Consider the following 14653-nt stretch of genomic DNA (forward strand, 5'->3'; position numbering starts at 1 on the left):
CTAGTTGCGTGTTACCCGTAACACGTCTTCTGCGGAAGTTTCGCCACGCGCTATGCGTTCTACGCCGGCAGCCAATAAATTAGGCCATTCAGCAAAAACCTCATCGGCCATTTCAGCTTCAGCTGCTTCACGGTTAATTTTATCGGCCAAACTGGCAGTAATTGGCACCAACTCATACAAACCCACCCTGCCTTGATAACCCGTATGCTGACAAGCTTCACAACCCACTGGCTCATATACTTCCACCAGTTTACTAGCCGCCGCTCCTAAACCAGTTTTTTCTAAATCACTAATCGGGCGGCTCTTAGTGCAATGCCGGCATAAACGCCTAACCAAACGCTGCGCCATCACACCCTTTAAGCTGGAAGCCAATAAAAAAGGCTCTATGCCCATATCCCTTAAACGGGTAATGGCACCTAGGGCTGAATTGGTATGTAAAGTCGATAACACCAAGTGGCCGGTTAAACTGGCTTGTACAGCTATAGAAGCCGTTTCCACATCACGAATTTCACCTATCATTACTACGTCTGGGTCTTGGCGCAAAATTGCCCTTAAACCCTTAGCAAAAGTCATATCGGCTTTAGTGTTAACAGAGGTTTGCCCTATACCAGCAATTGCATATTCCACTGGGTCTTCCACGGTTAAAATATTGCGACTGGCATCATTTAGCTGCGTTAGGCTGGCATAAAGCGTAGTGGTTTTACCCGAACCCGTTGGGCCGGTAATTAGCAAAACACCATTGGGCTGCTGTAATAATTCTCGAAAACGTGTTTCTACTTTGTCTGGCATACCCAATTCAGTAATGCCCAATAAAGCCGCAGTTTTATCTAACAAACGCATCACCACTCGCTCGCCATAAATGGCTGGCAAAGTGGAAACACGAATATCCACTTCACGCCCAGCGGCTCTAACCGTAATTCGCCCATCTTGTGGATGGCGTTTTTCAGCTATGTCTAAACGCGCCATCACCTTGATACGTGAAACCAACATAGGTGCTAATTTACGTGGTGGTTTTAAAACCTCTAACAGCACGCCATCTACCCGAAAACGCACCACTAACTCTTGTTCAAAAGTTTCAATATGAATATCTGAAGCATGGAGTTTTAACGCTTCGGCAAATAAACCATTGATTAAACGAATAATTGGCGCTTCGCCTTCGCTTTCTAACAGGTCTTCAATGGCGGGGAGTTCTTCAACTAGGCTGTCTAAATTAACCTGGTCTGAAATGCCTTCAATCAATTCAGACGTACTGGCTCGCCCTGCATCGTAGGCTTGGGCTAAACGACTTTCAAAAACACTGGATTCCAGCCATTCTAAATTGGCTGGCTCACCCGCTAGGCGCATAACTTCATGCAAGTCTTTGATTGCGGCATCTTCTTTAGCTACCAGCCGATACTGGCCGGCGGCTAAAGGTTCAACCAAAACACCCGTTTGGCGAGCAAAGCGGTAGGGAAGCAAGTCAACTTCTAGCGCCATTAGTTAGCCTGCTTATTTAAAACTGCCGCCCGTTGTTCACGACGCGAGGGAAACAAGTCTTTTAAAGAAGTGCCTTGGCTAACCTGCGCTGCACCCCAAGCTTCCATACGTGCTTCGTTGCCACTTTCTAACAAGTGGGCAGCACGCATATAGCGGTATTTTTCAGAACTTACTTTTGCCAAAGAATCACGGTCATGCATAATTTGCGGCTTAATAAACACCATTAAATTACGTTTTTCTCGGCTAATGCTAGTAGAGCGGAACAAAGCCCCAATAAAAGGAATATCGCCCAATAAAGGCACCTTGCTGTAGGTTTCACTTTCGTCTTCACGAATTAAGCCACCTAAAACAATAATGTCGTTATTATCGGCCATCACTGTGGTTTTAATTTCGCGTTTATTGGTAATTATGTCGCTGGCTTTGACTGATTCTTCAATATTCGACACTTCTTGCAAAATTTCTAAACGAACCGAATTACCATCATTAATTTGTGGCGTAATTTGTAAGCGCACGCCCACTTCTTTACGCTGAATGGTGGTGAAAGGATTAGCGTTATTATCGCCTGCGGTAGAGCCTGTTACAAAAGGCACTTCCTGCCCCACTAAAATAGACGCTTCAGCATTGTCTAGGGTTAAAATGCTGGGTGTGGAAAGAATATTAAAATTGGTATTGCTTTGCAGGGCATTTAATAACACCCCAAAGCTAATGCCATTTTTGCTGATTCTACCCACCCCAGCAGTAATGCCTTGTAACCCTGCCAAAGCTCCTAAGGCACCTTCTGTTCCGCCCGAGGCGGCACCAGCGGCAATTGAACCTAAGCCTTCCTTGCCGGTAAAATTACCTGAAACCAAAGGAATAGAACCTGAGTTTTGGTCAACCATTAACCACTGCACACCTAAATCTCTAGCTTGTGTATCGGATATTTCGACAATAATGGCTTCAACCAAAACTTGCGCACGGCGAATGTCGAGTTGATCAACCAGCAAACGCATTTCTCGTATTTGGTCAGGATTACCCGCCACCACTAAGGCATTGGTGGATTCATGCGCCTGTATCATGGCTTTTTTATTAGTACCGGCCTTTTCACTTGTAGGCGCAGTTTGTTCATCAGTCATGGCTTGTAATAAAGTAGCCATTTCTGCGGCTTTGGCATGGCGCAAATAAAACACCTGAGTAGTCGCTGAACGCTCAACTGGCTGATCGAGTTCAGTTACTAGGCGTTGAATTTCTTTGCGTGTGGCTTGATCGGCTTTAACAAGCAGCAAGTTTAAGCGGCTATCCGACATTATTTGTGGCGGCTGCCCACCCCGCCCTTCACGCCTTAAAAGCTGGGTTAATAGCTGTTCCATTTCTGAAGCAGAAGCATGCTCTAAAGGTATAACAGCTAGGTTTTCGCTGCTAACTTGATCAATACGCTGCACCAAATTGGCTAGGCGTTCTAGGTTAGTGCCCCAGTCGGTTAAAATCAGCAAGTTGGTCGGCGCATAATGGGTAATTACGCCGATGCGCCTGTCCATTAAAGGGGTAAGAATATTAACTAGCTGGGCAGCATCAGAGTTGTGTAACGACAACACACGGGTTGCCAAAATATCTTTACCGTTAGAATTAGGCTGTTCATTACTTTCTACAGGAATCGCTTCTAAACGGGCGGTTTGCTCTGGCACAATTTTTTGCGTGCCATCATTTAACGCTACTGCCGCAAAACCATTCACCCTAAGTTGCGATAAAAATACTTCATAGACTTCATTAGCGGTTAGCTTTTGTTGGCTGCGAATACTCACCTTGCCACGCACCCTTGGGTCAACTAAAAAAGTGGTAGCAGTAATTCGTCCCACACTGTCGATAAACTCACTTAATTCAACGTCTTGTAAATTAACGCTAAAATGCTCGTCGTCAGTTGTTGCTAACGCCAAAGCTGGCAAGGGTACAACTGTTAAAGCTAGTACCACTAGCCAAACCTTGGATAACCTGTTTTTTATTCTTAGCCGCTTCACTGGCTACTCCATTTCTAAACGAATATTTACACGCTCATTATCACGCAGCAATTCCACATCTAGGCTTTCTGCCGTGGCTAAACGTGAATGCAAAGCCAGCATTGCCGAAGTATCACTCACCGCTGCACCGTCTACTTTTATTAATAAATCCCCGGCTTGTAAACCAAAATGCTTAAATAGCTCTGGTTTGCTGCCCGGTTGTAATACAAACCCTTGTAACTCACCCTTTTTAGAAGAAGGGCTGACGCTGACATAACTCATTAGCTGCAAGGGGTCTTTAACTAGGTCTTTACGAAACTCTGGGCCAAAGGTTTCTTCTAATACTCGGGTACCTACCTTTTGCTCTGTAAACTCCTCTCTAAACTCCTTTCTAAACTCTGTGGGCAGCTGTTGCTTACTATTAGTGGCTTGTTTATTAGTATTGGCTTGTTTATTAGATAGTTGAGAAGGTTCATCAAATGCTAAAAGTACCTGCTCTAACACGCCATTACGATTAAACACCAAAGCCTCTTGCTGAATCGCTACTAACACAATACCTTCTTCTAACCTATCGCCTACCGAAAGGGTTAAATCTTTATTACGGTAATTCAGCAAGACCACCGAGCGTTCAGCTAGGTTAGAAAATAATACGCCCTGCACTTTAACTGCTAAACGGCTGATTTGAATGGGTTCAGCAGTTTTTTCTGGTACAAAACTAGGGGTTTCTTGTTCTTTCTTTAACCAATGCTGGTCAAGGCCTTCTAACCAAGCTGCTGTGACTTGATGTGCAGTTTTTTCAGCAGAAGTTGTCTCAGGCGGCAAAGGGTAACGCCACACTAAAATCGACCAAAGCAAATTTGCTAAAGCCATCGCCAATAAACACCAACCTAAACCAGCCACTAATATGGTCAGCCAAGGCCTAGTTAAACTAAGCTTCACAAAAGTGCCTCTGGATGCCAACCTGGGTGACCATCAACAAAGGCCAAACTTGGCTGCTCAATGGCTGGCAATTGCCAATCGTTTGGCTGAGTTTTTAACCAGTTTTCTAGTAACTGCCACAGGGCTATGCCTTCTATTTGCTCAGCTGATCTAGCTTGATTTTGATAATGGGTAGACCAGCCTGCCACGCGTACTTTTTCACTGGTGGAAGCCACGGGCCATTCTAATTCAGAAATACGCTGCCCTGCCAAAGCTTGGTAACGCAATACAAAATGGCTGCCGGTTAAACGTGGTAAATCTTCACTGGAATGCAAAAACCAATCATCACTTAACAACTGGTCGGCACCCACTTCTAAGCGGGATTGTAATTCACTGCGATTAGCAGGCAGGTTAAATACTTTAGCCGAATAACCAGCCGTTAAACTAAGTAAATGATCACGGGTAATCACTGCACCCGGTGGTAAAGCCAAACCATGACGTAAACCTGGTGCTAGGGTTAAATCAGCACCGGTGGTTTTTAAGGCTTCAGCTATTATTTGATCCCAACTGCCAGCCAAGACATCACGGCGATATAACCAGTCGGGTGTTTTAGCTAGAGGCTGATCTAACCAACCCGCATAAGCAGCACGCAACTGGGTTATTTGTTGAGCAACGGCGGCTTGTGCTGGTTCCACCTGAGTAAACAAAGGCTGATACTGCATGGCTAGCTGCCAATTATCACCTTCTGCGGTTAGTTGTAATTCAACAAAACCTTGCCCTTGGCTACCTGCAAAACACACAGGAATGGCTTTACCGGAATTACTTTGCACCCTAACCGGCTGCGGCCATAAATCTTGCCCGCGAGACGATAAAATAACATCCACGCCTTCTAACTGGGTTGATAACCACAAGCTGGGGTTAGTACCTGCATCACATAACAGAATAACCAAACTGGCCGATTTAGCGGCTGTTTTAATGTGTGCTTGTAAACCGGCTAACCAGTCTTGCTCGTCAAAACCTTGTGGAAATTGCTGCCAAGGATTAACACTACCCACCACCGCAATTTTCACACCCGCTTTAGTGAGGTAACTAATCGGCTGTTCAGCAGTTAATACAGGGCGTTTAAAATCCCTGTAAAGCTGGGCTAAATTGTTCGGCCATAAAACCGCTTCTTCACTGGCTACACGCACTTCAGCCCCTAACCAATGGCTAGATAAAGGCCCGTAACGTCCAGCTGTCATACTTGATAAACCACTGCCATTCCAGCACTGACCACCTTCTAAGGTCAGGCTGGCATCCACCCCAAAAGCTTCACGCTTTTCGGCAAGGGCTTGGGCAAGCACGGCATAACCGCCCATTTTGCTTAATTCATTATTACTAAAACGCTGCACTTGCTGCCGCGCACCTTGGGCGGTTAACCAACTTGCTGCCACTGGGTTAGCTTGTAAACCTAAAGTGGCTAAACGGTTTTGTTCAGTTAAATAAGGAGCTTGGCCCAATAAAGACATAGGGCCTAAATGATTAGCCGCAGGATGGGCATAAACAGACTGCCATTGGGCATGGGTATCGGCATAAAAAAGTAGTTGTAATTGAGCATTAGTTGGTGGTGCAAGGCGTTTAATACCCGTCTTACCGCTGCGGGTAGCACAGCCAGATAAACCACCTGCCGCTACACTGGTAACCACACCTGCAGCAGAAGCAGCTAAAAATTGCCGACGTGAAAAATTGAGCATTCAGTTATTTCCAAATAGAAACCATTCGCATAAAGTGCAGTTTAACGGAAAACTATAAATATAAGAAATGGTAATTGTAAAACAAATAGTTAAGATATTTTATATCTAAGAGGTTATTTATCTACCCTCACCCAACTACCATCCCATTCAGTTGCGGGTGGCTCTTGGTTGAACTGCTCTAAACGTTCTAGGTATTGGCTGTATTGATAGGTTTCTGGGTGGCTTTCGTGTAACTGGCTAAATAAATTTTTTGCTTGAGTAAAGTCTTGGCTTCGAAATGCAGCTAAGGCTTGGTCTAAAAGCTTGAGCTCCTCTTCCAGCTCAGGTGTTAGCTCTTCTATGGAGCAAAGAGGCTGGTAGATTTTAACTGGCTGATCTTTTCCTTTGACTCTGACTAGGTCTAGTTCGCGCCATACAAAATGCTCTAAAGCTAGTTCTTTGGTGCGTTCTCCTACAATTAAACTTACACCATAGTATTTAGTTGAGCTTTCTAGTCGTGACGCTAGGTTTACAGCATCACCTAACACTGTATAGGCACGTCGATATTTCGACCCCATGTCGCCCACACTCATTTCACCTGAGTTAATACCTATACCCACCTTAATTTCAGGCAAACCCTCAGAAGCAAAGACTGCACTTATTTCTTCGGTAGCTTTTAACATTTGTAAGGCTGCTTGAATAGAGTGCAAAGCATGGTCTGGGTCAACAACAGGAGCGCCCCAAAAAGCCATAACTAGGTCACCTATGTATTTATCTATGGTGCCGCGGTGATCAAAAATAACGCCTGTTACGGGTGTGAAGTAGCGATTTAATAGTAGTTTAAGTTCATCGGCAGTTAAACGTTCAGACAGGCTAGTAAAACCACGAATATCGGAAAAAAGTACACTGAGTTCGCGTGACTCACCTGCAAAACTAAATTCACCTGGGTGCTTGCTCATTTCTTCTACTAGTTCTGGTGGTACATACTGACCAAACATATCGGTAAGCAGATTGCGGGTCATAAACTCATAGAAAAAACCCCAAATAAAGTTGAAAATTGTAATTAATAAATACACCACTAGTAGCGGACCCGCCAAGGCTAAGACTAGGCCTTTAGAAGCCCATAGCCAACCTGTTACAGCTAAAATTATTGCTGCAACACTTAAACTAAGCACAAATTGCAGTAGTGGAGTTAGCCAAGGCAAAGCGATTGCTAATACCAAGCCGCTAATCAGTGCGATAACAAAATCTGCTCCTGTTACCCATGAAGGCTGCTTTAGAAATTTTTTATCCAGCATGGCAGCCAATAAATTGGCATGTACTTCCACGCCAGGATAAACAGAGTCGATAGGGGTTGCCCTTAAATCAAATAAGCCTGGTGCACTGGTACCTATTATTATTAAAGCACCCTCTACTAAATTTTTATCAAAATCTCCCGATAAAAGCTTCCAAGCGGGTATATAAGGAAAAGTTTCTGCAGGTCCACGGTAGGGTATTAATAATTGGCCACTAGAGTCTGTTGGTAATGAAAAATTTGCACCTAAATGAATTTTCTCAAGATGCTCTCTACCTTTAATGGTCGATGTTTCTAATTCAATAGCATCTAATAGCAAAAACTGGCGAAGCATTTCTAAAGATAATGAAGGGTAAAGCTGGTTATTGTAGCGAGCTAACATGGGAGCACGTCTTGTTACCCCATCTTGATCAAGTGCTAAACTAAAAAAGCCACCTTTGGCGTTACTGGTTAGCACCTCTATAGGTGCTGCATAACCAGTCATACTAGGCATACCAAGTTGACTAACTAAGTTATCTTCTGTGTTTTCAAGTGGCAAAGGTTCTGGAAGCAAACCACTGGTTAGCGGGTATTGAAAATGAAATAAATAGCCTAAAATAGCTTCTGAGTTTGCAAGGGTGTTAGCAAACATTTGGTCGCTATCATAATTATGTTGAATTAAATTGATTTCTTTATGTAATTTAGATTTTTTATCTAACTGGCTTAATACTACTTGTGCAGGGTTACGTTCAGCTTCTCCAAAAAGAATATCGAAGCCAATCACAGCAGCGCCAGCAGCATTAAGCTTTTCTACTAGATCAACCATTTTTAACCTTGACCAAGGCCAGCGCCCTTCGTGCTGTAAAGACTCTTCATCTATATCGATAATGACTATTCGAGTGCCATCCGATGGCTGCACTTCATTTTTTTCTGGCAGATGAAAGCGCATACGTTGGTCATAAACCAACAACTCTAATCGTTGATAAATATCACTGAATACAGGAACTTTTTCGCTTACCACTAGCATTAAAAAAATAACTAAGAGCAGGCCACTTAGGGTTGCTAAAATACGGGAAAGTTTAGGGCTCATAGCTTCTACCTTAAAATTTTTATTTTTTTAGTAGGTAATTGGTATTTAACACAACAATTGAATAGGTAGTGTATTTAAACTGTCAGCTAACAAGCTCTAATCGTTGCGTTCTTAATTATCCATACTAGTAGAGCAATAAAACCTGCGCCAGCAGCAGCTACTAGCAGCCATTGCATCCAACTAAAGTTTAATTTTAGGTTAAAATTTCTTTTCTTTCTGATAACTACTTCTCTTTTATCCGTTCGCAGCCCTTCTTTTTCTAACTCAATTTGTGTCGCTGCTTCTACCAACAGCTTTACATCTGGTGCTGCGCGTTCCATTAAAAACTCTGCAGCGGCTTTCCAGTTAGGGTTTTTTTTTCCCGTTCGCAGGGTACGCAGTGCTGATCCTGAGGAGGTAAAAGTAGGCGTATACCCACTCGTATCATTTGAACTCATTGTGGCTCTTACTCTAAATAATTAGTCATTCGTTGTTGCTTGTTTTACTCACTGGAACAAGCAATTCTATACAGCAACCTTGGCCGGGTTGAGAGTTAAGGGTTAGCTTTGCATTTAACTCCACTGCTCTGTAGTGAAGGTTGCTCAAGCCTCTACCTGTAAACTCTACTAACTGCTCATCAAACCCACAGCCATCATCTTTAATCTGAATTTTTAAAACCTTAGGTGCAATCATGCATGCCATTAAGCTTACCTTGCGGGCTTTAGCATGCTTTATTGTATTCACTAAAGCTTCTTGCATTAAGCGCTGTAAGTTTAAAGCATCTTGCGGAGTCATATTGGGAAAATTGGGTAAATCTTCAACTTGCCAGCTTAACTCTAAACCTGCTTGTTGAATGCGTCTTTCTAAGCGATAGCGAAGCTGTCCTAATAAAGTCGCAACATCACCATCAAAAGCTTGCATAGAGTCCATCATAATACGCAGGTCTTCTAAGGCTAACTGCAAGTAATCGGCCACTTCTTCTACACTAGCCTGCTCATTACGTGCCGCATAAAGTGCTGTGGTTAACTGTGCACCAAGGCCATCATGCATTTCTCTTAATAGTCGACTGCGTTCTTTTTCTGTCGCATCGCGGTTTCTTATTGCTTGCAGTTGCACTTGTGCTTGGTGACGGCTTTTTTCATAAAAGTAAACAAGAACAACTAAAGCAATAAAGGCAACAGAAATATTGTAAATTGACACCTGATCATAGGGGGCTGGTTCCCATACGCCTAAATTAAGAATTAAGGTAATAAAGACAGGAATAAAAAGCAAAGCCACTGCAAATGTGCCGCGCTTAGTACCATTAAGAAAGTAGGCAAAGGGCGGGAAGGTAGCCAACCAAAAAAGGCTGTACTCATAATGTTGGGTTAAATAAAGAAAACTGAGTAAAGCTAAACCAATGATTACCGTGGTGATAAAACCGCTCTTTTTTACGTCTCGACTAAAACGGAAGTAAATTAAAGCAGTTAAAGCAGAAACAAAGGCAACTAAATCAACCACTGCCACTTTAAAGTCATTAAAAACCAGCAAGTTTAAAAGGGTAAAAAGACCAAAAACACCCATTGCTGCTAAGAGCATGACGTTAATTAAAAATACTCTGCGGTAATGACGACTACCTGGAAAGAAAACACCACCACAGGTGGTTAAATTATTCCAAAGTATATTTAGCTTTTCAGTAATGGGTAGTTTTAGCATTGTTAATCTAACTCATGCATATCCAATATCCCTTGGCGTGTAGCTGCAAAAACGGCTTCGTTTTTGGTTTTAACGGAGAGTTTTCGATAGAGATTTTTAATGTGTGAATTAACTGTATGACTAGAAACATTCAAATCTTCTGCAACTTCACGGTAGGTATAACCGCGTGCTAAGAGCTTTAGTAGCTCCATCTCGCGGCGCGTTAAGGTTGCAGCAGCACTGTTAGTATCTAGCTTTCTTTTTGTGTTGACTTCAGTTGCTTGCATACGCTTTAAAAGATGGCGTGCAATCATAGGGCTCATTGGGCTACCGCCATCGCATAGCTGGATAATATGTTCTGCTAGGCTTAAATCGTCGGTATCTTTTAAAATATAACCGCTAGCACCTGCCTCTATGGCTTGAACAACATGGCCTTCATCGCCAAACATGCTGACAACCATAATTTCTGTATTAGGTTGTTTTTGGCTAACTTCTTGAATAACTTCCATGCCTGAACCATCGGGTAATCCTAAATCTACCAGCAGCACACGTGGACAAGTTTTTAAAGCAAGCGCTTTACCTTCTCGTACACAAGTTGCTTCACCCAACCAAGCTAGGTCTGGGTGTTTTTCTATGGATGCTTTAAAACGCTCTCGCACTTTGGGGTCATCATCGACCAAAGCAACACTAATTTTTTCTCTTGTCATTTTTTACTCATAAATCAGTCTATTTAGCTTAGCTTGTGCTTTTTTGAAAAAAAATAACATCCCTTAGGTTAGTGATGCTTATGCTTTTCACTCTTTTAGTTTAGGAAAAACATCGAGCAGATTAGCGTGAAGCGAGGGCAGTATTGCTTCTGTTCTAGTGGCACGTAAATCTGCCAAAACTTTTAGTACCTGCTTAACTCTAGCTGGCTCATTACGCTGACCCTGATAACCTTTTAGTGGCATATCAGGGCTGTCGGTTTCTAATAAAAAAGCATTTAAGGGCAGGTTTTTGGCGACCTTACGTAACTTATTAGCTCTTGGATAGGTTAAACCACCGCCTAAACCTAGCTTATAACCTAAATCAAATAATTGTTCCGCTTGCTGCTGGCTACCCGAAAAAGCATGTAGTAAGCCCGCTTGTGGTAACTGCACTTGTCTAAGACGTTGAATTACCTGATCCATAGCTTGGCGAACATGAATGACCACTGGCAGTTCTAACTCTTTAGCTAGTTTTAGCTGAGCATCAAAAAACTGCCATTGTTTGGCTTCTTGGGCTTGTAATTCAGGGCTGTGTAAATCAATGCCTATTTCACCTAAAGCAATAACTTGAGGATTAGCCAGCAACAATTTTTTTAGTTGAACTAAATCTTCTGGCTGATGCTGGTCGATAAACAGTGGATGCAAACCTAAGCAGGCGTATAGCTGAGGAAGATGTTTAGGAGGGTTTTTAGAAAGGCTTTTAGAAAAGTTTGCAGCCGTTGGGAATTTTTCTAGCAGGGCTAATAGTCTTGGCCAGGTAGCTGCACTAATACCAGCGAGAACTATTTTGTTAACACCCGCCAACTTTGCCCGCTGCAACACTTCTTCTCGGTCAGTATCAAATACTGGAAAATCTAAGTGGCAGTGGGCATCGTAGAGCATTTTACTTACCTTATAGATGACCTAAAAAAATCGTTCATCCGTGTTATCCGTGGCTAAGGTCGCGCATCACCATGGCATATTTGAGGTTATCGCCTTCCAACATTTCACCGGGTAGCTGGCAGCGTACAAAGTGGCCAGTACCAGGCGCAACGCTCATGGCTTTACCATTTTTGCTGTTTTCTAAGGCATCTAATTTAAAGCGACGGTTGCCAGCTGGGGTCATTAATTCCAGCGTGTCACCCACTTCAAACTTGTTTTTTACTTCTATATCTATCCAGCCATTATCTTTAGCTTCTAATACCTCGCCCACAAACTGCTGATGCACGCCCACAGAATTACCCGTTTCGTAGTTTTGGTATTCATCGTGTACGTGGCGACGGTAAAAACCTTCGGTGTAACCGCGGTTGGCTAGGTTTTCTAGCGCGTCCATTAAATCCATGTCAAAGGGCTTACCTGCTACTGCATCATCAATCGCACGGCGATAAACCTGTGCAGTACGCGCTACGTAATAATGGCTTTTAGTACGGCCTTCAATTTTAAGAGAATCCACACCCATTTCAGCCAAACGTGAAACGTGCTGTACAGCGCGTAAATCACGCGAGTTCATTATATAAGTGCCATGCTCATCTTCAAAAATGGGCATAAACTCGCCAGGACGTTTGGCTTCTTCAATTAAAGCCGATAAGACTTCTTGGCCTTCTTCACCACCGGCTGTTTTGCTGTTAGCTTCTTTTTGGCCTGGTGTCCAAATGCCCTGATCACTGGCTTGAGCTAGGGGAATTAAATCACCCGTATCATCGGTGGCAACGTCATGGGTTTTGTAGTTCCAGCGGCAAGCATTAGTACAAGAGCCTTGGTTAGGGTCACGGTGGTTAAAATAACCAGAAAGCAAGCAACGCCCAGAATAAGCAATGCACAAAGCACCGTGTACAAAGGTTTCTAATTCAATGGTGGGGCATTCTTGGCGAATTTCAGCAATTTCATCTAAAGAAAGTTCACGCGATAAAATAATCCGCTGAACGCCTAACTTTTCCCAAAAACGCACCGCTGCATAGTTCACTACATTGGCTTGAACAGAAAGGTGAATCACTTGGTCTGGCCACTTTTCACGCACCATCATAATTAAGCCAGGGTCAGACATGATTAAAGCATCTGGCTGCATTTCAATAACGGGCTCCATATCCTTTAGGTAGCTACGAACTTTGCTATTGTGTGGTGCGATATTGCTAGCTACAAAAAATAATTTATTGCGCTGGTGGGCATATTCAATGCCATCTGCTAAGCCTTGTAAGTTAAAATCATTATTACGCACACGCAAACTATAACGTGGCTGACCTGCATAAACTGCATCGGCACCATAAGCAATGGCATACTGCATGTTGCGGAAAGTTCCCGCAGGGGAAAGGAGTTCGGGAGATTTCATTAGATTGGATATACCTGACCATTAAACTAGGATTAATCAATGAATTTTAACACAGCCAGAAAGTAATTGAATAGATGATCCCTTTGAAAAACCTCGATAGTAACTTGAATCTCTCACCAAGTACCCGTCACGCATGCCGTGTAGCTTGTGCTGCTTGCTGTATAGCCCCTTCTATAAGCTCAACCACTAAGGCTATGCCACAAGGTAAGCCTGCGGGTAAAGTGTGCATTCACTTAAATGAAGAGCTGCTTTGTGAGCTGTTTGGTCAAGCAGATCGTCCTAAAGTGTGTAGCGACTTTAGTTTTGATACTGAGGTGTGTGGTAGCAGTCGCACAGAAGCCTTAGAGACGCTAAATTGGTTAGAGAAAAATACAGCCAGCTAGCAACTTAGTCTTAGCTTATCTACAATCAACGCAACTAAAAGAATAACTAGGAGACTTCATTATGCACCAAGCCTTTATTATTGCCTCGGGTGGCTGTCAAGACGGAATTGGTAGTTTGGAAGCCCTACAAGCAGCTGTAAAACAGGTTTCTGAAGCAGGCATTAAGCTTGAACGCTTGGTGATTGATCCGCTCAGTGTTGCTTGGGATTCACCTCTAGAAGAAAACCATTTTCGGACGGGTTGCGGCCCTTTAGAAGCTTTAGCCTATGCGCAAACTCAATTACGCGAAGGTGCATTTGAAGCGGTTTTAATTGAAGGCACTGATGCTGTTAAAACAGGCTACCCGCGTAACGAACGCCTGGCCTTAATGGAAATTTATGGCAAAGACTACCCAATTACTGAAGCTTACACAGATTTAGCCAAACAATTTTGCCATGAAGAAGGCATGACTTTTGATCAGTTTCGTCACCTAAGAGACTTGGTGTTTGAAAACCTCAGCCAGAGCGCCCCTAACAAAACGCCCGATGCAAGTTGGTTCCAGTCACAAACAGAATTATTTAGAGGTGTAGACTGCGCCAACCCTTATACCGACTATTCAGGCGGTCTGCTATTAACCCGAGACGACCTACTAACTAAGCTAGATTTATCTGAGCCTTTAATAGAAGTGGCAGGTGTGGGCATAGGTTATGCACAGGGCGACGGTATTGATTACCTCGATGAGTTAGCCACCTACTGGCACTTAGAAAAAGCCCTTTATTACGCCAACCTTGAAGCAGAACTCAATTTTGCTGAAGAGTTTAATCAAGGTAAAGCACTCTTAGAAGCCTACACCTGCTACCCAGTTGTTCCCTTAGCTTTATTGCTGCATGGCGGTTTTGTAAATAGCTGGCAAAGCTTACCAGCCTGGCTTCAAAAACATTCGCTCACCTTAAAGGGCGGTATGAACCTTAATCGAGCACCTTGGAATTTACCCGCTTTACGCGCCTTAATTGAAATGACCCAAGCTTTAGCTACTAGCGACAAACACCTAGGGGGTGTACAAGGCAATGGTGGTTTAGGCTATAAACAGGGCTTTGCCATTTTAAGGCGGAACGCTTAAGCTAGGCGCTGGTCATATAATAAGT

12 protein-coding genes are annotated in these 14653 nt (G+C 43.3%); 2 read left to right on the forward strand and 10 right to left on the reverse strand.

The window, feature by feature from the left end:
- The 10 genes from gspE to trhP all read right to left on the reverse strand — a co-directional run bounded on the left by gspE (position 1) and on the right by trhP (position 13146).
- On the reverse strand, positions 1–1476 hold the full coding sequence (gene gspE / locus BP27_RS0102505; protein WP_036239183.1) for a type II secretion system ATPase GspE: 1476 nt from the start codon (positions 1474–1476) through the stop codon (positions 1–3).
- Positions 1476–3470 carry a type II secretion system secretin GspD gene (gene gspD / locus BP27_RS14940; RefSeq protein WP_051610174.1) on the reverse strand — a complete coding sequence of 665 codons (1995 nt, stop codon included), beginning with the start codon at positions 3468–3470 and terminating at the stop codon, positions 1476–1478. Before gspD ends, gspE begins: the two co-directional genes overlap by 1 nt.
- Before the next feature lie 3 nt (positions 3471–3473).
- On the reverse strand, positions 3474–4319 hold the full coding sequence (gspC, locus tag BP27_RS0102515; RefSeq protein ID WP_150112012.1) for a type II secretion system protein GspC: 846 nt from the start codon (positions 4317–4319) through the stop codon (positions 3474–3476).
- Between the two features lie 65 nt (positions 4320–4384).
- On the reverse strand, positions 4385–6100 hold the full coding sequence (locus BP27_RS14945; RefSeq protein WP_051610177.1) for a metallophosphoesterase family protein: 1716 nt from the start codon (positions 6098–6100) through the stop codon (positions 4385–4387).
- Between the two features lie 113 nt (positions 6101–6213).
- Entirely contained in the window at positions 6214–8442 is a 2229-nt protein-coding gene (locus BP27_RS0102525; protein WP_027850208.1) for a CHASE2 domain-containing protein, read from the reverse strand.
- Between the two features lie 86 nt (positions 8443–8528).
- On the reverse strand, positions 8529–8879 hold the full coding sequence (locus BP27_RS0102530) for a hypothetical protein (RefSeq protein WP_027850209.1): 351 nt from the start codon (positions 8877–8879) through the stop codon (positions 8529–8531).
- 25 nt (positions 8880–8904) lie between these two features.
- Positions 8905–10116: a sensor histidine kinase gene (locus BP27_RS0102535; RefSeq protein ID WP_027850210.1), complete on the reverse strand. Its 1212-nt coding sequence runs from the start codon at positions 10114–10116 to the stop codon at positions 8905–8907.
- A gap of 2 nt (positions 10117–10118) precedes the next feature.
- Positions 10119–10802, reverse strand: a complete 684-nt coding sequence (locus BP27_RS0102540; protein ID WP_027850211.1) for a response regulator — start codon at positions 10800–10802, stop codon at positions 10119–10121.
- Between the two features lie 87 nt (positions 10803–10889).
- Positions 10890–11723, reverse strand: coding sequence for a TatD family hydrolase (locus tag BP27_RS0102545; RefSeq protein WP_027850212.1), 834 nt, complete (start codon positions 11721–11723; stop codon positions 10890–10892).
- 43 nt (positions 11724–11766) lie between these two features.
- Positions 11767–13146: a prephenate-dependent tRNA uridine(34) hydroxylase TrhP gene (trhP, locus tag BP27_RS0102550; protein ID WP_027850213.1), complete on the reverse strand. Its 1380-nt coding sequence runs from the start codon at positions 13144–13146 to the stop codon at positions 11767–11769.
- Between the two features lie 74 nt (positions 13147–13220).
- Here trhP and BP27_RS0102555 point away from each other — a divergent pair, with 74 nt between their 5' ends.
- Both BP27_RS0102555 and BP27_RS0102560 read left to right on the forward strand, forming a co-directional pair.
- On the forward strand, positions 13221–13529 hold the full coding sequence (locus tag BP27_RS0102555; RefSeq protein ID WP_051610179.1) for a YkgJ family cysteine cluster protein: 309 nt from the start codon (positions 13221–13223) through the stop codon (positions 13527–13529).
- 61 nt (positions 13530–13590) lie between these two features.
- A complete protein-coding gene (locus tag BP27_RS0102560; protein ID WP_027850215.1) occupies positions 13591–14628 on the forward strand; it encodes a hypothetical protein in 1038 nt (345 codons plus the stop codon).
- Positions 14629–14653: the final 25 nt, after the last annotated feature.

Source organism: Marinospirillum insulare DSM 21763, assembly GCF_000686905.1.
GTDB lineage: Bacteria > Pseudomonadota > Gammaproteobacteria > Pseudomonadales > Halomonadaceae > Marinospirillum > Marinospirillum insulare.